This window comes from Enterobacter cloacae complex sp. I3 (genome assembly GCF_014896175.1).
GTDB lineage: Bacteria > Pseudomonadota > Gammaproteobacteria > Enterobacterales > Enterobacteriaceae > Enterobacter > Enterobacter bugandensis.
The window spans coordinates 69,786-88,200 of sequence record NZ_JADBQZ010000003.1 but is presented as its reverse complement, the minus strand read 5'-3'; the positions used below and the strand labels follow the sequence as shown (position 1 = coordinate 88,200).

Annotated in this window: 14 protein-coding genes, 4 tRNA genes and 1 pseudogene; 11 read left to right on the top strand and 8 right to left on the bottom strand. The window is 56.5% G+C overall.

Annotated features, from left to right (window positions below):
- Window positions 1-130: 130 nt before the first annotated feature.
- The 11 genes and pseudogenes from alaS to IM271_RS02880 all read left to right on the top strand — a co-directional run bounded on the left by alaS (window position 131) and on the right by IM271_RS02880 (window position 8,139).
- Window positions 131-2,758, top strand: coding sequence for an alanine--tRNA ligase (alaS, locus tag IM271_RS02930; protein WP_028014187.1), 2,628 nt, complete (start codon window positions 131-133; stop codon window positions 2,756-2,758).
- A gap of 241 nt (window positions 2,759-2,999) precedes the next feature.
- Complete coding sequence (csrA, locus tag IM271_RS02925; protein ID WP_000906486.1) at window positions 3,000-3,185, top strand: carbon storage regulator CsrA; 186 nt, start codon at window positions 3,000-3,002, stop codon at window positions 3,183-3,185.
- 342 nt (window positions 3,186-3,527) lie between these two features.
- Window positions 3,528-3,620: transfer RNA gene (locus IM271_RS02920), tRNA-Ser, on the top strand.
- 4 nt (window positions 3,621-3,624) lie between these two features.
- Window positions 3,625-3,701, top strand: a tRNA-Arg gene (locus IM271_RS02915).
- Window positions 3,702-3,765: 64 nt separating this feature from the next.
- A tRNA-Arg gene (locus IM271_RS02910) sits at window positions 3,766-3,843 on the top strand.
- Window positions 3,841-3,917 (top strand) — tRNA-Arg (locus tag IM271_RS02905). The genes IM271_RS02910 and IM271_RS02905 overlap by 3 nt, the downstream gene beginning before the upstream one ends.
- Before the next feature lie 117 nt (window positions 3,918-4,034).
- Window positions 4,035-4,601, top strand: coding sequence for a fructose-1-phosphate/6-phosphogluconate phosphatase (gene yqaB, locus IM271_RS02900; RefSeq protein ID WP_028014186.1), 567 nt, complete (start codon window positions 4,035-4,037; stop codon window positions 4,599-4,601).
- Entirely contained in the window at window positions 4,598-5,026 is a 429-nt protein-coding gene (locus tag IM271_RS02895) for a YqaA family protein (protein ID WP_008499541.1), read from the top strand. The genes yqaB and IM271_RS02895 overlap by 4 nt, the downstream gene beginning before the upstream one ends.
- 83 nt (window positions 5,027-5,109) lie before the next feature.
- Window positions 5,110-6,654 (top strand): glutamate--cysteine ligase, encoded by a 1,545-nt coding sequence (gene gshA, locus IM271_RS02890; RefSeq protein ID WP_041908520.1) that lies wholly within the window; start codon window positions 5,110-5,112, stop codon window positions 6,652-6,654.
- Between the two features lie 153 nt (window positions 6,655-6,807).
- Window positions 6,808-7,323, top strand: coding sequence for an S-ribosylhomocysteine lyase (gene luxS, locus IM271_RS02885; protein WP_008499539.1), 516 nt, complete (start codon window positions 6,808-6,810; stop codon window positions 7,321-7,323).
- 53 nt (window positions 7,324-7,376) lie between these two features.
- Window positions 7,377-8,139 (top strand): annotated as a pseudogene (locus IM271_RS02880) (helix-turn-helix transcriptional regulator).
- Here the strand turns inward: IM271_RS02880 and leuA are convergent.
- The 8 genes from leuA to proV form a co-directional block, all read right to left on the bottom strand.
- On the bottom strand, window positions 8,126-9,781 hold the full coding sequence (leuA, locus tag IM271_RS02875; protein ID WP_193052145.1) for a 2-isopropylmalate synthase: 1,656 nt from the start codon (window positions 9,779-9,781) through the stop codon (window positions 8,126-8,128). The pseudogene IM271_RS02880 and the gene leuA sit on opposite strands and share 14 nt — an antisense overlap.
- A gap of 96 nt (window positions 9,782-9,877) precedes the next feature.
- On the bottom strand, window positions 9,878-11,425 hold the full coding sequence (gene emrB, locus IM271_RS02870) for a multidrug efflux MFS transporter permease subunit EmrB (protein ID WP_028014182.1): 1,548 nt from the start codon (window positions 11,423-11,425) through the stop codon (window positions 9,878-9,880).
- Window positions 11,426-11,441: 16 nt separating this feature from the next.
- Window positions 11,442-12,614, bottom strand: a complete 1,173-nt coding sequence (gene emrA, locus IM271_RS02865; protein WP_021241959.1) for a multidrug efflux MFS transporter periplasmic adaptor subunit EmrA — start codon at window positions 12,612-12,614, stop codon at window positions 11,442-11,444.
- Between the two features lie 128 nt (window positions 12,615-12,742).
- Window positions 12,743-13,273, bottom strand: a complete 531-nt coding sequence (mprA, locus tag IM271_RS02860) for a transcriptional repressor MprA (RefSeq protein WP_041911975.1) — start codon at window positions 13,271-13,273, stop codon at window positions 12,743-12,745.
- 315 nt (window positions 13,274-13,588) lie between these two features.
- Window positions 13,589-14,773 (bottom strand): MFS transporter, encoded by a 1,185-nt coding sequence (locus IM271_RS02855; protein WP_047367513.1) that lies wholly within the window; start codon window positions 14,771-14,773, stop codon window positions 13,589-13,591.
- Between the two features lie 171 nt (window positions 14,774-14,944).
- On the bottom strand, window positions 14,945-15,940 hold the full coding sequence (gene proX, locus IM271_RS02850; protein WP_045260894.1) for a glycine betaine/L-proline ABC transporter substrate-binding protein ProX: 996 nt from the start codon (window positions 15,938-15,940) through the stop codon (window positions 14,945-14,947).
- 9 nt (window positions 15,941-15,949) lie between these two features.
- Window positions 15,950-17,014 carry a glycine betaine/L-proline ABC transporter permease ProW gene (gene proW, locus IM271_RS02845; protein WP_028014178.1) on the bottom strand — a complete coding sequence of 355 codons (1,065 nt, stop codon included), beginning with the start codon at window positions 17,012-17,014 and terminating at the stop codon, window positions 15,950-15,952.
- The gene (proV, locus tag IM271_RS02840; RefSeq protein ID WP_045260893.1) at window positions 17,007-18,209 is read right to left on the bottom strand and encodes a glycine betaine/L-proline ABC transporter ATP-binding protein ProV; all 1,203 of its coding nucleotides are present in this window, start codon (window positions 18,207-18,209) and stop codon (window positions 17,007-17,009) included. Before proV ends, proW begins: the two co-directional genes overlap by 8 nt.
- Window positions 18,210-18,415 lie beyond the last annotated feature (206 nt).

The following is an 18,415-nucleotide window of genomic DNA, read 5'->3' as shown; positions in this document are numbered from 1 at the left end:
CGCATGCGGGATTTTACTTCCCACTAAAGAAAACTTATCTTATTCCCACTTTTTCCAGTAGCTGGTCCGTCCAACGGTTTACCGATACAGGCTGGCTACGACATTTCGTTAGCTTGATTTCAGGATAATTATGAGCAAGAGCACCGCTGAGATCCGTCAGGCGTTTCTCGATTTTTTCCATAGTAAGGGACACCAGGTTGTTGCCAGCAGCTCCCTGGTACCGAACAACGACCCGACTCTGCTGTTTACCAACGCCGGGATGAACCAGTTCAAGGATGTGTTCCTTGGTCTCGACAAGCGTAATTATTCCCGCGCCACAACCTCACAGCGTTGCGTGCGTGCGGGCGGTAAACACAACGACCTGGAAAACGTCGGTTACACCGCGCGCCACCACACCTTCTTCGAAATGCTGGGTAACTTCAGCTTCGGCGACTACTTCAAACATGATGCCATTCAATACGCATGGGAGCTGCTGACCGGTGAAAACTGGTTCAACCTGCCGAAAGAGCGTCTGTGGGTGACCGTCTACGAAACCGATGACGAAGCGTTCGAAATCTGGGAAAAAGAAGTGGGTATCCCGCGCGAGCGTATTATTCGCATCGGTGATAACAAAGGCGCGCCATATGCGTCTGATAACTTCTGGCAGATGGGCGACACCGGTCCTTGCGGTCCGTGCACCGAGATCTTCTACGATCACGGCGACCATATCTGGGGCGGCCCTCCAGGCAGCCCGGAAGAAGACGGCGATCGCTATATTGAGATCTGGAACATCGTCTTCATGCAGTTCAACCGCCAGGCTGACGGCACTATGGAGCCGCTGCCGAAGCCATCCGTTGATACCGGTATGGGCCTGGAGCGTATCGCCGCGGTTCTGCAGCACGTTAACTCCAACTACGAGATTGACCTGTTCAGCACTCTGATCAAAGCCGTTGCGAACGTTACCGGCGCGACCGATCTGAACAACAAATCGCTGCGCGTTATCGCAGACCATATTCGTTCCTGTGCGTTCCTGATTGCCGACGGCGTTATTCCGTCGAATGAAAACCGTGGCTACGTGCTGCGTCGTATCATTCGCCGTGCGATCCGTCACGGCAACATGCTGGGCGCGAAGGACACCTTCTTCTATAAACTCGTTGGGCCACTGATTGGCGTGATGGGGTCAGCCGGCGACGAGCTGAAACGCCAGCAGGCGCAGGTTGAGCAGGTTCTGAAAACCGAAGAAGAGCAGTTCGCTCGTACGCTGGAGCGCGGTCTGGCGCTGCTGGACGAAGAACTGGCGAAGCTTAAGGGCGACACGCTGGATGGCGAAACCGCTTTCCGCCTGTACGACACCTACGGCTTTCCGGTTGACCTGACGGCGGACGTTTGCCGCGAGCGCAACATCAAAGTTGATGAAGCAGGCTTTGAAGCCGCGATGGAAGAGCAGCGTCGTCGTGCGCGTGAGTCCAGCGGTTTCGGTGCAGACTACAACGCGATGATCCGCGTTGATAGCGCGTCTGAATTCAAAGGTTATGAAGCGCTGGAACTGACCGGCAAAGTGACCGCCCTGTTTGTTGACGGTAAAGCCGTAGACAGCATCAGCGCGGGTCAGGAAGCCGTCGTCATTCTGGACAAAACGCCGTTCTATGCGGAATCCGGCGGTCAGGTTGGCGATAAAGGCGAACTGAAAGGCAACGGTTTTAGCTTCAGCGTCAGCGACACCCAGAAATACGGTCAGGCGATCGGTCACCAGGGCAAACTGGTATCCGGTTCTCTGAAAGTGGGCGAGGGCGTACAGGCTAACGTTGATGAAGCACGCCGTGCGCGCATTCGTCTGAACCACTCTGCAACCCACCTGATGCACGCAGCCCTGCGCGACGTGCTGGGTACCCACGTTGCACAGAAAGGTTCTCTGGTAAACGATAAAGTGCTGCGCTTCGACTTCTCGCATTTTGAAGCGATGAAGCCGTCTGAAATTCGCGCGGTGGAAGACCTGGTGAACGCGCAGATCCGTCGTAACCTGCCAATTGAGACCCACATCATGGATCTTGAGGACGCGAAGAAAAAAGGTGCGATGGCGCTGTTTGGCGAGAAATATGACGAGCGCGTTCGCGTGCTGAGCATGGGCGACTTCTCTACCGAACTGTGCGGCGGTACTCACGCCTCGCGCACCGGTGACATCGGCCTGTTCCGCATTGTTTCCGAATCCGGTACGGCTGCAGGTGTGCGTCGTATTGAAGCGGTGACCGGTGAAGGCGCAATCGCCAGTCTGCATGCGCAGAGCGATCAGCTGCACGACATCGCGCAGCTGCTGAAAGGCGATAGCCAGAATCTGGGCGAGAAAGTGCGCGTTGCGCTGGATCGCACGCGTCAGCTGGAAAAAGAGCTGCAGCAGCTGAAAGAGCAGGCTGCGGCGCAGGAGAGTGCAAACCTCTCCAGCAAGGCTGTAGACATTAAGGGCGTCAAACTGCTGGTCAGCGATCTGGCGGGCGTTGAGCCTAAGATGCTGCGTACTATGGTCGACGATCTCAAGAACCAGCTTGGTTCTACCGTTATCGTGCTGGCGACAGTGGCAGAAGGTAAGGTTTCTCTGATTGCGGGCGTCTCTAAGGATGTGACCGACCGCGTTAAAGCAGGGGAACTGATTGGTATGGTCGCTCAGCAGGTGGGCGGCAAGGGTGGCGGTCGTCCGGACATGGCGCAAGCCGGTGGTACGGATGCGGCGGCACTTCCTGCGGCATTAGCCAGCGTTGAAAGCTGGGTAAGCGCGAAACTGTAATAACTACAAAGCACAAGCAGACGCCATAGCGGCAACGTTATGGCGTCTTGTTCACTGTGCTATCGATAACGATAAAGTCAGGTTGAGTTTGTGTATATCGGCTAAACTTACGTTTAACAGAATGTGATGCCGTGACTGCTTACACTTTACGTGTTTGTCATCGCTTACTTTTTGGCGTTATATGATGGATAATGCCGGGATACAAGAGACCCGACTCTTTTAATCTTTCAAGGAGCAAAGAATGCTGATTCTGACTCGTCGAGTTGGTGAGACCCTCATGATTGGGGATGAGGTCACCGTGACAGTTTTAGGGGTAAAGGGTAACCAGGTACGTATTGGTGTTAACGCTCCTAAAGAAGTATCTGTCCACCGTGAAGAGATCTACCAGCGTATCCAGGCTGAAAAATCCCAGCAGTCCAGTTACTGATATTGTCGCGTCTCGCTGTCGGGCGAGACGCAACCCTCCCGCTATTTTTCCTGCTCAAAGTTACCGTTTAATTTCAATCGCTCTCTTTTTAACCACTCCGTTACCCTTAACTCGTCTCAATACCGCCATTTCGGCAGATGTTTTCTGTGGCGTTGCCTGCAAAATCCGCTTATAAAACACCCTCTTTGCGGCTTTTACATGCGAATTGCGTGTGATTTGTGCAAACGATAAAAGCTTTTGGAAAATTGTTTGACTTATAAGTCCCAGAAAGTAATATATGCGCCACGCAGCGACGAGAAGCTCTTAACGAGTCACTCGAAGCACTCGAAAGAGGCGTTGTGTGGTGAGGTGGCCGAGAGGCTGAAGGCGCTCCCCTGCTAAGGGAGTATGCGGTCAAAAGCTGCATCCGGGGTTCGAATCCCCGCCTCACCGCCATTTTGCATCCGTAGCTCAGCTGGATAGAGTACTCGGCTACGAACCGAGCGGTCGGAGGTTCGAATCCTCCCGGATGCACCATCTATTACTTCATATTGCTTTCGAAGTGATATGAATATCGAGCAGTACAGTAGTAAATCCCGATGCATCCGTAGCTCAGCTGGATAGAGTACTCGGCTACGAACCGAGCGGTCGGAGGTTCGAATCCTCCCGGNNNGATGCATCCGTAGCTCAGCTGGATAGAGTACTCGGCTACGAACCGAGCGGTCGGAGGTTCGAATCCTCCCGGATGCACCATCTTCTCTTCTTTTGTCTATTCCTTCGACGTTCCGTCAGCAATCACACTCTCTGTCAGCGACAAAAACCCCCTTTTACGATAAAGTAATGCTTTGTTAATCGTTTAGCGAGAGCACGATGTACGCACAGTATGACGGTTTGATCTTCGACATGGATGGCACCATCCTGGATACTGAACCCACGCATCGTCAAGCCTGGACCGAGGTCCTTGGCCGCTACGGCATGCGTTTTGACCTTCAGGCGATGATTGCCCTCAACGGATCCCCAACCTGGCGTATTGCGCAGGCCGTGATTGAACTGAATCAGGCCGATCTCGACCCACACCTTCTCGCGCGTGAAAAAACCGATGCGGTAAAAGCCATGCTTTTAGATACCGTACGCCCTCTGCCACTGATTGATGTGGTAAAAGAGTGGCACGGGCGTCGCCCGATGTCTGTCGGGACGGGCAGCGAGAGCGCGATAGCAGAAGCGTTGCTCAACCATCTTGGCCTGCGCCACTATTTTTCTGCCGTGGTGGCCGCCGATCATGTTAAAAATCACAAGCCCGCGCCGGACACCTTCCTGCTTTGCGCAGAATTAATGGGCGTACCGGCGGCAAAATGCGTCGTGTTTGAAGATGCCGACTTCGGTATTCAGGCCGCGCGTGATGCCGGAATGGCGGCGGTGGATGTGCGCTTACTGTGAGTGACGCGCTGTCACTTGCCTCATTATTCGCCAGCAGTTTTCTAAGCGCCACGCTGTTACCGGGAAATTCGGAAGTGGTACTGGTGGCGATGCTGTTGTCCGGCGTGAGTCAGCCCTGGCTGCTTGTATTAATAGCAACAATGGGTAATAGCCTTGGAGGGCTGACTAACGTTATTCTTGGGCGTTTCTTTCCGCTGCGCGAAAAATCGCGCTGGCAGGAAAAGGCAGTCGGCTGGCTAAAACGCTATGGCGCTGCCACGCTGTTATTAAGCTGGATGCCTGTAATAGGCGATTTACTGTGTCTGCTGGCGGGATGGATGCGCATCTCCTGGGGACCGGTGCTCTTTTTTTTGTGCCTTGGCAAGGCGTTGCGCTATGTTCTCGTGGCGTGGGCAACACTACAGGGTATGACGTGGTGGCACTAATTGGTGGAATGAATACGCGACCTTCAATCGTCAACCATTACAATTATGCTGAGTAACATTACTTTGACAGGCGGGAGGTCAATTTGATCCCGGACGTATCTCAGGCGCTGGCCTGGCTGGAAAACCACCCTCAGGCTCTGAAGGGTATTCAGCGTGGTCTTGAGCGTGAAACGCTGCGCGTTAACGCGGACGGTAGCTTAGCGACGACGGGTCACCCGAAGGCGTTAGGCTCGGCGCTGACACATAAATGGATCACAACCGATTTCGCTGAAGCGCTGCTGGAGTTCATTACGCCGGTGGACGGCGATATTGATCATATGCTGACGATCCTGCGCGACATCCATCGCTACACCGCGCGCAATCTCGGCGATGAGCGTATGTGGCCGCTCAGCATGCCGTGCTATATCGAGCAGGGCCAGGAGATTGAGCTGGCGCAGTACGGCACGTCAAACATTGGTCGGCTGAAAACGCTCTATCGCGAAGGTCTTAAAAATCGCTACGGCGCGCTGATGCAGACGATCTCTGGCGTGCACTACAATTTCTCTTTGCCGATGGCGTTCTGGCAGGCGAAGGGGGGAGAAACGGATAAAGAAGCGATCTCCGCCGGTTATTTCCGTCTGATCCGCAACTATTACCGTTTTGGCTGGGTGATTCCGTATCTGTTTGGCGCGTCGCCTGCCATTTGTTCATCGTTCCTGCAGGGGAAACCGACCACGCTGCCGTTCGAAAAAACCGAGTGCGGAATGTACTATCTCCCGTACGCGACTTCTCTGCGGATGAGCGATCTGGGCTATACCAATAAATCGCAAAGCAATCTCGGTATTACGTTTAACGAATTGCACGAATATGTGGCAGGATTGAAGCGGGCGATTAAAACTCCGTCGGAAGAGTACGCGAAAATCGGCCTCGAAAAAGACGGAAAGCGCCTGCAAATCAACAGCAACGTATTGCAGATTGAAAACGAACTGTATGCGCCAATTCGTCCGAAGCGCGTGACGCGCAGCGGTGAAACGCCGTCGGATGCGCTGCAGCGCGGCGGCATTGAATACATTGAAGTGCGCTCGCTGGATATCAACCCGTTCTCACCGATTGGCGTTGACGAGCAGCAGGTTCGCTTCCTGGATCTGTTTATGGTCTGGTGCGCGCTGGCGGATGCGCCGGAAATGAGTTCAGACGAACTGCTTTGTACGCGCACGAACTGGAACCGCGTGATTCTGGAAGGCCGTAAACCGGGTCTGACGCTGGGTATTGGCTGCGAAACAGCGCAGTTCCCGCTGGCTAAGGTAGGTAAGGATCTGTTCCGTGACCTGAAGCGTGTTGCCCGCACCCTGGACAGCATCGACGGCGGCGACGCGTATCAACAGATTTGCGACCAGCTGGTGGAATGCTTTGATAACCCGGAACTGACGTTCTCTGCGCGCATTTTGCGCACCATGATCGAGCAGGGGATTGGCGGCACGGGGCGTTCACTCTCAGCGGAGTACCGTGAGATGCTGATGCAGGAGCCGTTAGAGATCCTGAGCGAAGCGGATTTTGTCGCGGAGCGCGACGCGTCACTGGTGCGTCAGAAAGAGGTTGAAGCGGCGGATACGGAGTCGTTTGAGGCGTTTCTGGCGAAGCAGGCTTAAGCAGAAAAGAAAAAGGCCACATCGCTGTGGCCAAAATATACATCTCTGAATTCAGGGATGATGATAACAAATGCGCGTCTTTCATATACTCAGACGTGCATTCTGTAGAAGAGTTCAGTTTATTTTAAAAAAAATCACTATCGGAGGTGACGTATGCCGTTATTAGATAGCTTTACTGTCGACCATACCCGTATGGAAGCACCTGCAGTCCGCGTGGCGAAGACCATGCACACCCCGCACGGCGACACGATCACCGTCTTCGATCTGCGCTTCTGCGTGCCGAATAAAGAAGTGATGCCGGAGAAAGGCATTCACACCCTGGAACACCTGTTCGCCGGTTTCATGCGTGACCACCTGAACGGCAACGGCGTTGAGATCATCGACATCTCTCCGATGGGCTGCCGTACCGGCTTCTACATGAGCCTGATTGGTCAGCCTGAAGAGAAACGCGTCGCCGATGCGTGGAAAGCGGCGATGGAAGACGTGCTGAAAGTGAAAGAGCAGAACCAGATCCCTGAGCTGAACGTTTACCAGTGCGGCACTTACCAGATGCACTCTCTGGAAGAAGCCCAGGAAATTGCCCGTCACATCATCGAGCGTGACGTTCGCGTAAACAGCAATGAAGAGCTGGCCCTGCCAAAAGAAAAACTGCAGGAGCTGCACATCTAGTATTGTGCCTGTGGATGCCCGGTGGCGCTTCGCTGGCCGGGCCTACAATCCTCATGACGACAACCACCACCTTCTCCTTTACCCATCGCCCACTTGTGCCGTTTTCGCATGATTATGCTCATGGCGATAGCGAGCCGTGGCATGAGCACGACTGCGCGCAGCTGCTGCACAGCCTGACGGGCGTCGTGCGGGTCGATACCGCATCCGGCTGCTGGGTAGTGCCGCCCGGGCGCGGCGTCTGGCTACCGGCGGGGACACAGCACTCGCTTCGCATCACCGGCAACGTTGCAGCCCGCACGCTGTTTATCGATCCGCTGGCGCGAGCCGATCTCCCGGCGACCTGTCAGATCGTGCAGATCTCCGCTGCTGCGCGAGCTGATCCTCACCTCCCTGACGCTACCGGAGTCGTACTCGCCGGGAAGCCGTGACGAGCGCGTGTATGAGCTCATTCTGGATGAAATTCGCATCATGCCGGTGCTGCCGTTTCACCTGCCGGAACCGGAAAGTGAAGCGTTACGCCAGCTGTGTCGGCAGGTCCGTCAGTTACCAGGTGAAAGCTGGAGCGGTCAACAGAGCGCGAGCTTGCTCGGGATGAGCGAGCGTACGCTGAACCGCCATTTTCAGCAGCAGACCGGGTTAAGCTACGGCGAGTGGGTGAGAAGGGCGCGCCTGCTGGAAGCCTTAGTGCGGCTGGCGCAGGGCCAGCCGGTGCTGCGCGTGGCGCTGGATCTGGGATACGGCAGCCACAGCGCCTTTACGGCGATGTTCCGCCGGGCGATGGGTATCTCACCCAGCGATTACTTTAAGAACGACTAACCGCGTTAAACAGCGCCTGAAGCGACGCGCGCGCCACGTCGCTGTCAATGCCCACGCCCCAGCTGCTGGTGCCGTCCTGGAACAGGCAGCGGATATAGGCCACCGAGCGGCTGTCGCTGCGTTCGCCCAGCGTATGTTCGTGATAATCCTTAATCACAAACGGCGCGTTGACCCAGCGGCTCAGGCCCTGCGCGGCAGCGGAGAGCAGACCGTTGCCCTGACCCTCCAGCTGGCGCGTTCCCCCCTGCGTGACAACGCTTGCCGTCAGCCGCAGCTGGCCGTCCTGCTGGCCGTCGCTGCGGTAGGATTGCAGCGCCAGCTGCGGGGTCGTTACCAGCCCGTAGCGGGTGCGGAATAGCTGCCACAGCGCGTTCTGCGTCATTTCTTTCCCGTGGCGATCCGTTTCCTGCTGCACGTGCTGGCTAAAATCCTGCTGTAGGGCGCGGGGCAGCTTCAGGCCGTGGTTTTGCTCAATAAGCCAGGCGCTGCCGCTTTTTCCTGACTGGCTGTTCACGCGGATCACCGCTTCGTAGGTGCAGCCGATGTCCTGCGGATCGATGGGCAGATAGGGCATCTCCCAGCGATCGCCAGGCCTGCGGGCATCAAAGCCTTTCTTGATGGCGTCCTGGTGCGAGCCGGAGAAGGCGGTATAGGCCAGCCGTCCTGCCCACGGATGGCGCGGATGGACAGGCAACTGGTTGCAGGCCTCTACCGTTTCGACCACCCGATTCATATCGCTAAAGTCCAGATTGGGACTAATGCCCTGGCTGTAGAGGTTCATCGCCAGCGTTACCAGGCAAACGTTGCCCGTGCGTTCGCCGTTGCCAAAAAGGCAGCCCTCCACGCGGTCGGCCCCGGCCATCACCGCCAGCTCCGCGCTGGCGACGCCCGTTCCGCGGTCGTTATGCGGATGCACGCTGATGCACACGTCGCGGCGGCGGCTGAAGTGGTGACAGAAATACTCGATCTGGTCGGCATAGACGTTCGGCGTACTGACCTCGACGGTAGCGGGTAAGTTGATCACCATTGGCCGTTCATCGCACGGCTGCCAGATCTCCGCCACGGCTTCACAAATCTCCAGCGCAAACTCCGGCTCGGTAAAGCAGAAGGTTTCCGGGGAGTACTCGTACTGCCAGCGGGTTTCAGGGTTCTCTTCACAAAGCTGGCGGATAAGCCGCGTGGCGCGGGTGGCCAGCTCGACGATCTGCGCTTTCTCCATGCCGAACACCAGGCGGCGGAACAGCGGGGCGGTGGCGTTATACAGGTGGACGGTGGCCTGCTTCGCGCCGCGCAGGGATTCAAAAGTACGATGGATGAGATCTTCCCGCGCCTGTGTTAACACCTGAATCGTGACGTCATCCGGAATGCGGTTCTCTTCGATAAGCTGGCGGACAAAGTTGAAGTCGGTCTGCGAGGCGGACGGGAAGGCGACCTCAATCTCTTTAAATCCGCAGCCCAGCAGCAAATCCCAGAACTGCAGCTTGCGCGCGCTGTCCATCGGCTCGGCAAGCGCCTGGTTGCCGTCGCGTAAGTCTGTCGAGAGCCAGCGCGGCGCGCGGGTGATGGTCTGCTCCGGCCAGCGGCGGTCGGGCAATGAAACGGTGGGATAAGGCTGGTATTTGTCGGCGGGTGTGTTCAGCATGATGCGCTCCTGTTGTCTTTTCACTATCGTGAATTGATTTCAGGAGCGCTGCTTTATCGAAACTGACAATCGCTGTCGCGTTCTGGACAACGCAAATTAGTGCGCCCCTCCGCCGCCGCCACCGGCGCCAAACGGCGGTCTGGCAAACCACACCAGCCCCAGCAGGACGATGAAGATCCCCGCTGATATCCAGAAAATCTCGTTTGCCGAGATAATCAGCCCCTGGTTGGTGATCTGCTGGGCAATCCAGCCGGATGCCTGCTGCTCCGTCATCCCCATGCCCTGAAGCTGACTGTACATCTGCTGGGCATTCGGATTGTACGGGTTCACCGCTTCGGTCAGCTGGGCGTGGTGCATCGATTCACGGTTGGTCCACAGGGTGGTGGTGATCGACGTCCCGATGGAACCTGCTAGCGTACGGGTGAAGTTCGACAGGCTTGATGCCGCCGCCAGACGCTCAGGCGGCAGGCCAGAGAGCGTAATGGTGGTCAGCGGCATAAAGAAGCACGCCACCGCAAAGCCCTGAATGAACTGCGGCCACGCCGAGGCGCCAAAGTCCATTCCCGGCTCAAAGGTATACGCGCGCCAGTAGAAGCACACGGCGTACATAATGAAGCTGAACGTCACCAGCCGACGCATATCGAGCTTGTGGGCGAAGCGGCCAATAATCGGCGACAGCAGAACCGGGATCACCCCAACGGGCGCTGAGGCCAGACCCGCCCAGGTCGCGGTATAGCCATACACCTCCTGCAACAGCTGCGGCAGCAGAACAATCGCGCCGAAGTAGAGCATATAGGCGAGGCTGATACACAGGCAGCCGATGGTGAAGTTTCGCGATTTGAAGAGCGAGAGATCGACAATCGGGTTGTCGTCCGTCAGCTCCCAGACAATCAGGAAGCTTATCGACACCACCGCGACAATGGTCAGGATGATGATCTCCTGCGAGTTGAACCAGTCGAGCTCTTTACCGCGGTCGAGCATGATCTGCAGACTGCCGATACCCAGGATCAGCAGCGCCAGCCCGATGCTGTCGATACGGCGCTGTTCGGTGCGCGTCTCTCGTCCCCGCAGCGACTGCAGCGTCATCAATACCACGACGGCGCCAATCGGTACGTTGATAAAGAAGATCCAGCCCCAGTGGTAGTTATCGCTGATGTACCCGCCCAGAATCGGTCCGCAGATAGGCGCGACGATAACGGTCATTGACCATAGCGCCAGCGCGACCGAACGTTTTGCTGGGGGGTAGTTGCTCAGCAGCAAACTCTGCGACAGCGGGATCAGCGGCCCGGCGACAATCCCCTGAATGACGCGGAAGAAAATCAGCATCGTCAGGCTGCTGGACATGCCGCACGCCCAGGAGGCAAGAACAAACGCTACCGTGGACCAGAGGAACAGCTTCACCTCACCGACGCGCTTCGCCAGCCAGCCGGTGATAGGGATGGATATGGCGTTTGCCACCCCAAACGAAGTAATGACCCAGGTCCCCTGGCTCAGCGACGAGCCAAGGTTGCCGGCGATGGTTGGGATCGCCACGTTTGCGATGGTGGAGTCCAGCACCTGCATGAATGTCGCCAGCGACAGCGCAATGGTCATAATGACCAGCTGCGCGCCTTCCAGCGGTTTTTGCGGCTTTTGCTGTTGCATAACGCTCACCTTCGGTTTAACCGGCGTTTGCCTTCACGATGTCATCGATCAGTTTGTTGACCGGATCGAGGCTAATTTCACGGGCGTTACTTTCATAAACCGGGCTGCTACGCACCTGGCTTGCCAGGATCTGACCGTCGCGGTTGGCGGTATCGACCGTCACAAGCGTTGAGAGGCCGATACGCAGCGGGTGATCCGCCAGCTGTTTGGCATCCAGCTCGATACGCACGGGCAGACGCTGAACCACTTTGATCCAGTTACCGGTGGCGTTTTGCGCAGGCAACAGGGAGAAGGCGCTGCCGGTCCCCATATCCAGACCCACCACTTTCCCTGTGTACTTCACGTCATCGCCGTAGATGTCGCTGACGACCGTCGCGGTCTGGCCAATACGCATATGGGCGAGCTGCGTCTCTTTAAAGTTGGCGTCTACCCACAGGTTGTCTGCCGGCACGACCGCCATCAGCGGCGTGGTCGGGCTAATCTGCGCCCCTGGCTGGACGGAACGGCGGGAGACGTAGCCGGTCATCGGGCTGACGATTTTGGTACGCTGCAGGGCAAGCCATGCGTTGCGTACTTCAGTCGCCGCCTGTTGTACGGCGGGCTGGTTTTCGAGGCTGGTGCCGAGCACCATCGCCTGGTTGGCGTTGTACTGTTGAATCGCCACGTCCAGCTGTGCCTGGGCACTGGCAACCGCGTCGCGCGCGTGCTGCAGCTCTTCACGGCCAATCAGGTTAGCGGTGCCGAGCGGTACACGGCGGTTCAGGTCGCTCTGCGCCTGCGCGAGTGCGGTTTTCTGCACGTCGATGTTGGCCTGCAGCTGTTTACTGTTGATCATCAGCTGGCGGGTTTGACGGACGCTGGAGGCCAGCGCGGTCTGGGCTTTCTCAAAGGCCTGCTGGGCGTCGGTTGGATCGAGGGTCACCAACACATCGCCTTTTTGCACAAAGTCGGTATTGTCAGCCCAGACTTTCGTCACGCTGCCCGACACCTGCGCCATAATCTGTACCTGGTTCCCTGCCACGTATGCGTCGTCAGTCTCTTCTGCATGACGCAATACTAAAAACCAATAGATCCCATATGCCACGGCAATAATAATAAAGAGCAAGGTCAACAGAAGAAGGGCACTTTTACGTTTGCCTTTCTTATTGGCCGGTTGCTGCGGGGTAGTGCTCTCCGCATTTGCGCTCATTGTTGTTCTCCACGATCTTCTTATTTTCACATCGGCTGAGCCGACCTGTTGTCAGAAAGGCCAGCAGTGTGACGTGCTGGCCTGTCGGTTTTCTTATATAAATCTGGATTGTTGAGCGTGTCGTCGCGTTAGCGCAGCGCCTCAAGAACAGCGCCTTCTTCATCCATCTGGTCCAGACGGGTGAGCAGCTTGCGAGTGATGTGCTCAAGCTGGTCGCGCTCGGAGGTACTGAGGGCAGACCAGAGTTTGTGCAGGCAATTGTGCTGAGGTGGCAGCACCTCACGCAGGAACTGGTGACCTTTATCGGTCAATTGCAGATGCAGGCAGCGGCGATCGTTATCGCTTTCACGGCGCTCAATCCAGCCGCGCTTTTCCAGCTCATCGGCAATACGGGTCGCATTGGTACGGGACGATCCCAGCGCGCAGCTCAGCTCAGAAGGCTGAATGCTATGGTTTTCCTGAGACTCCAGCGTAATCAACGCCATAAACAACGTCTCGTTAATCCCTTGAGCTTTCAGCATTTTATTACGATTTTCCAGCAGCTTACCCTGCATGTGCATGCACAGGCGGGTCAGCAGGATTTCCTGATACGGGAAGTCCTCATGACGACTGGCGCGGAATTTAAGCATTTGTTCAATGGGCGTAAACGAACTATCCATTTTGGGCATAACCTCATTAATTACAGCCGATATAGTAACGATGGTGACAAATAATGTAAATGAATTATTTGTGCGGTTATATCCGCCAAACGAATGCCACCATCAAAGAGCGCCGGGTAAGTCCGTGACCCGGTGAGCACAGAAAGCGTAGGGTATAAACCCGCTGAAGAGAGGATGTGGGGACGGGGGTCTGAACTATTCATGCCAATTGTAGATATGTCACCCACATTAAAATTTCTGGGATAAATGATTACGTTTACATTAACAGACTGCCGGGCCCCTTTACACCCTAAGAGGCCCAAAGCAATGTAAAACTTAATGAATTGCTTCCTGACGATGATAGCCGCGCCACCATACAACCAGGTTAAGCGCGGCGACGATTGCCCCTATCCCGCACACACCTGACCAGCCGGCATGCTGCCACGCCGACGCTGATATTAACGAACCCGCCGCACCACCAATGAAGTAGCTGGTCATGTATCCGGCCGTGAGGCGGTTACGCGCCTCGGGCTTCACGCGGTAAATCACGGTCTGGTTGGTGATGTGAACACCCTGTACGGTGAGATCGAGCACCAGAATACCGACGATCAGCGCCAGCACCGAGACGTGCCCATACCAGATGGCCGCCCAGGAGAGCAGGAGCAAAATCAGTCCGGCTGTCGTGGTCATGTGCGATTTGCCTTTATCAGCCAGCCCGCCTGCCGGGCGAGCGCCCAGTGCACCGGCGGCACCGGCCAGACCGAACAGACCAATCACCCCTTCGGAATAATTGAACGGCGGTGCTGCCAGCAGAAACGCCATCGACGTCCAGAGAATGCTGAAGTTGGCGAAGGTTAAACACCCCAGCAGAGCGCGGGTGCGCAGCAGTTTATCCTGCGTGAACAGGCTAAACACGGAGGCCAGAAGCTGCGGGTAATTCAGGTGGTTCTCCTGCTTCACCTTCGGCAGCCCGCGCCACAGCGCCAGCGCCATCACCACCATCAATACGCTCGCCACCCAGTAAACGGTGCGCCAGCCGCCGAGGCTTGCCAGCAGCCCGGCAACGGTTCGCGCCAGCAGAATGCCCAGCAGCAGGCCGCTCATGATAGTGCCGACCACTTTGCCGCGTTTTTCCGGCGAGGCGAGCGTTGCGGCGAGAGGCACCAGGATTTGCGCGACGACGGAGAAAAGCCCCGTTAGCGCGGTACCGACGATCATCATCGTCAGCGACTGGCTGCTGGCGGTGATCAGCATGCCGCCTGCCGCCAGAAGCGTCATAGAGACGATAAGCATCCGGCGCTCAAACATATCGCCCAATGGCACCAGGAATAGCAGCCCTGCCGCATAGCCGAGCTGCGCAGCGGTGACGATAAAGCCGGCGGAGCTGGCTGAAAGATCGAAGGCGCGCGCGATAGTATCAAGCAGAGGTTGTGCGTAATAGTTGCTGGCGACTGCCAGACCCGTTGCCACGGACATTAAAAGGATGAGTGCGGGGCTAAGCCCCTGAGATGTTTTTGTCATTAGTTTCAGGAATCGTGAGTTAAGTGATTATTTTTCCGGAAACCATAATAGCTAATGATTGAGATTGTTGGGGGATTGTTATGTGTGTGTTTGTGCGGTTAATCCCCTCACCCTAACCCTCTCCCCAGAGGGGTAACGGTCCGGGGTGAGGGGTAAGGTTGTGTTGTGTTTTTACTTCTGCGCCGCAAGCGCCTCTTTCACCCAGCCATCAAACTGCTGCTGGTGGGCTTTGATCCAGCCATCCACGTGGCCTTTAACATCCGCCTCAGAGGATTTGCCCGCGTGCATCATCGCATTCTGGGCGTTGATGTCCGCCAGCGGCAGCTTCATCACCGAGAACAGCTTCGCCGCAGCCGGGTTTTTCTCCGCCCAGGCTTTGTTCGCCACGATGTGCATAGTGTTCACCGGGAAGCCATAGTTCATGCCGTTCGGCAGTTTGGTGTCGATATCTTTCTGCTCGCCCGGCAGGGAGGAGAAGGGCACCTGTAACCACACCACGTCTTTGCCCGGCTTCAGCACGTCGCTCACCCAGTACGGCGTCCAGGTGTAGTAGATCACCGGCTTGCCTTCCTTAAAGCGGGCAATGGTGTCGGCCATCATCGCGGAGTAGTTGCCGTGGCTCACGTCGACGGTTTTCGCCAGATCGAACGCTTTGTTCTGGTGGTTAATCACCGCTTCGCAGCCCCAGCCCGGCGAGCAGCCCATCATGTCGGCCTTGCCGTCACCGTTGGTGTCGAACAGTCTGGCGATCTTCGGATCTTTCAGCTGCTCAATATTGGTGATGTGGTACTTATCAGCGGTTTTCTTGTCGATCAGATAACCCTGCGCCGCGCCGGTCACGAAGGTGCCTTCGCGATAGAATTTCTTATCGCCACCTGCGGCGGCATACATGTCGTCGTGCAGCGGCTGCCAGTTCACGGCGGTAAAGGTGGCATCACCGGAGGCAATCGAGGTGTAGCCCACGTTGTAATCCACTTCGCTCGGCGTGTTTACCGTATAGCCCAGCTTCTCCAGCGCGCGGCTGACGATCAGGGTCTGGAAGCTCTCTTCCGAAATGGTGCTCTGCACCGGCTGCACGGTAATGCCTTTGCCCGGCAGGTCAGCGGCAAACGCGCTGGTGGAGACAAGGGTGGCAAACGCTGTGGCAAAAAGTACGTTATGTCGCATCGTTGTTCCTTATTTTGTAAAGGGGCGGGTGAGTAACCCGACAGGGCCGGTGGTGTACCAGCGACGGTTGCCGCGACTGCGTGAATCACGACCGACAGCCTGGGTCAGGCGGTCAAGGATAATGGCGAGGATCACAATTCCGACGCCGCCGACGGTCGCCAGCCCCATGTCGAGACGGCCAATACCGCGCAGCACCATCTGGCCGAGACCGCCAACGGCGATCATCGAGGCGATCACCACCATGGACAGCGCCAGCATCAGCGTCTGGTTAACGCCCGCCATAATGGTCGGCATCGCCAGCGGAAGCTGAACCTTAAACAGCATCTGACGCGGGCTGGCGCCGAACGAGCGCGAGGCCTCAATCAGATCCGCCGGCACCTGGTTAATGCCCAGGATCGTCAGGCGAATAATCGGCGGCAGGGCGAAGATAATGGTCACCACCACGCCCGGCACGTTACCGATGCCGAACAGCATCACGATAGGCACCAGATAGACGAACGCCGGGGTGGTCTGCATCGCATCCAGCAGGGGACGAATAATCTTCGCCGCCCGCGGGCTGCGCGCCAGCCAGATCCCCATCGGCAGGCCGATGACAATGCAGAAGAGCAGGGCGGTCAGCACCAGCGCCAGGGTAATCATCGCCTGAGACCACGCGCCAATCGCGCCGATGGCAATCAGGGAGATCAGCGTGGCGACGCCCATACCCGCGCTACCGAACTGCCATGCGATCAGCGAGAACAGGATAATCGCCACGGGCGCAGGCATGCCCAGCATCAGCTGCTGGAAGCCGTTCAGGATGTAATCCACCGGGATGCGGATCCCCTGGAACACCGGGCGGAAATGGGTAACGACCCAGTCGATCCCCTCCGTCACCCAGCTGTCCAGCGGGATCAGCGTCTTGTGGAACGGATCCATAATATTGAAATGCTCTGGCGCAGGCGCGGGTGCGCTGTTGAGCCAGTCCGCCGCGCCGCCGCCGTCGGCAGGTGCGGGCGTGGAACCCCACGCATCGGCAGATTGCGCCGCGCTGTCCGCAGCTTCAGTGGTACCCCATGGGTTTGATTGATCAGCCATTGTTTGCCCCCTCGCGATCTAAAGCCTGTAGCAGCATCCGTTTTGAGATGATGCCAACGTACTGTTGCTCTTCACCGACAACCGGCACGGCACAAGGCGCCTGACCCACGTGAGAGAGCAACTCGCTAAGCGGCGTTTCGGCATCTACGGCAAGTGGAGCGTCAATCAACGCCGCATCGATTCCCTGGTTTTCGCTCAGGGCGGTTTTCAGAGAGTCGATGGAGACAACGCCGACAAATTTATTGCCGCGTTCAACCAGATAACCGTATTCACGGTCTTCATCCTGCAACAGCTTCAGCGCGGAGCGCGGGCCGAAGCCTGGCGTTTTTCGAATAATGCCGTTTGGCGTTCGGCGGGCAATATCTTTCGCGCTAAATACCTGGCTAATATCCACGCCGCGGAAGAAGGTGCGCACGTAATCATTCGCCGGATTATTCAGAATTTCATCCGGCGTGCCGACCTGCACCACTTCGCCATTTTGCATAATGGCAATGCGGTCGCCAATACGCATGGCTTCATCGAGATCGTGAGAAATAAAGACAATGGTGCGCTGGTGTTTGGCCTGTAATTTTACCAGCTCATCCTGCATCTCGGTGCGAATTAAAGGATCGAGAGCGGAGAAGGCTTCATCCATTAATAATATGTCTGGATTAATGGCTAACGCGCGGGCTAATCCGACGCGCTGACGCATCCCGCCCGAAAGCTCGTCCGGGTAGGCATGAGCGTAATTTTCCAGCCCAACCTGACGCAAAGCATCCAGGGCTTTTTCCTGACGTTCCTGAGCAGGCGTGCCGGCTAATTCCATACCGAAGGCGGTATTATCGAGCACCGTCATATGCGGCATCAGCGCGAATGACTGGAATACCATCGCAATCTTCTTTCTGCGCACCTCGCGGAGTTCTGCGTCTGAGATTCTGGCGATATCCACGCCGTCAATCAGCACCTGTCCGCGGGTGGGTTCAATCAGGCGATTGAGAAGGCGAACCATAGTGGATTTACCCGAACCGGATAATCCCATGATGACAAAAATCTCGCCTTCTTCAATGGCCAGACTGGCGTCTTTAACGCCAAGCGACAGCCCGGTTTTTTCCAGAATTTGCTCTTTCGAAAGGCCTTTCTCAATATATTTGAATGCGCGCTGCGGGTGCTCGCCAAATATTTTATAAAGATTTTTCACTTCTAATTTAATTGCCATGCAATAGAGAGTGTCCTGTTATTTGTTTATGTCGATATGATTACCATGGTAAATTGTTAACGGGCATAACCCTAACATACTGAGAATCTGAGACAACCCTGAGTTGGCCTGACGCCGGAATTTTGTTGCAAGCGAAACGGCTGAATTTCCCATGAATAAAGGGCTGAGGACGGTTTGAATTTTTCTCAATTTTTTACTGCTGCGTC

Bases quoted from the DNA above. Each gene is read 5' to 3' on its own strand.
- alaS (WP_028014187.1), top strand. From the start codon at position 131: ATGAGCAAGAGCACCGCTGAGATCCGTCAGGCGTTTCTCGATTTTTTC.
- proX (WP_045260894.1), bottom strand. From the start codon at position 15,940: ATGCGACATAACGTACTTTTTGCCACAGCGTTTGCCACCCTTGTCTCC.
- yqaB (WP_028014186.1), top strand. From the start codon at position 4,035: ATGTACGCACAGTATGACGGTTTGATCTTCGACATGGATGGCACCATC.
- mprA (WP_041911975.1), bottom strand. From the start codon at position 13,273: ATGGATAGTTCGTTTACGCCCATTGAACAAATGCTTAAATTCCGCGCC.
- proW (WP_028014178.1), bottom strand. From the start codon at position 17,014: ATGGCTGATCAATCAAACCCATGGGGTACCACTGAAGCTGCGGACAGC.
- proV (WP_045260893.1), bottom strand. From the start codon at position 18,209: ATGGCAATTAAATTAGAAGTGAAAAATCTTTATAAAATATTTGGCGAG.
- leuA (WP_193052145.1), bottom strand. From the start codon at position 9,781: ATGCTGAACACACCCGCCGACAAATACCAGCCTTATCCCACCGTTTCA.
- emrA (WP_021241959.1), bottom strand. From the start codon at position 12,614: ATGAGCGCAAATGCGGAGAGCACTACCCCGCAGCAACCGGCCAATAAG.
- luxS (WP_008499539.1), top strand. From the start codon at position 6,808: ATGCCGTTATTAGATAGCTTTACTGTCGACCATACCCGTATGGAAGCA.
- csrA (WP_000906486.1), top strand. From the start codon at position 3,000: ATGCTGATTCTGACTCGTCGAGTTGGTGAGACCCTCATGATTGGGGAT.
- IM271_RS02855 (WP_047367513.1), bottom strand. From the start codon at position 14,773: ATGACAAAAACATCTCAGGGGCTTAGCCCCGCACTCATCCTTTTAATG.
- emrB (WP_028014182.1), bottom strand. From the start codon at position 11,425: ATGCAACAGCAAAAGCCGCAAAAACCGCTGGAAGGCGCGCAGCTGGTC.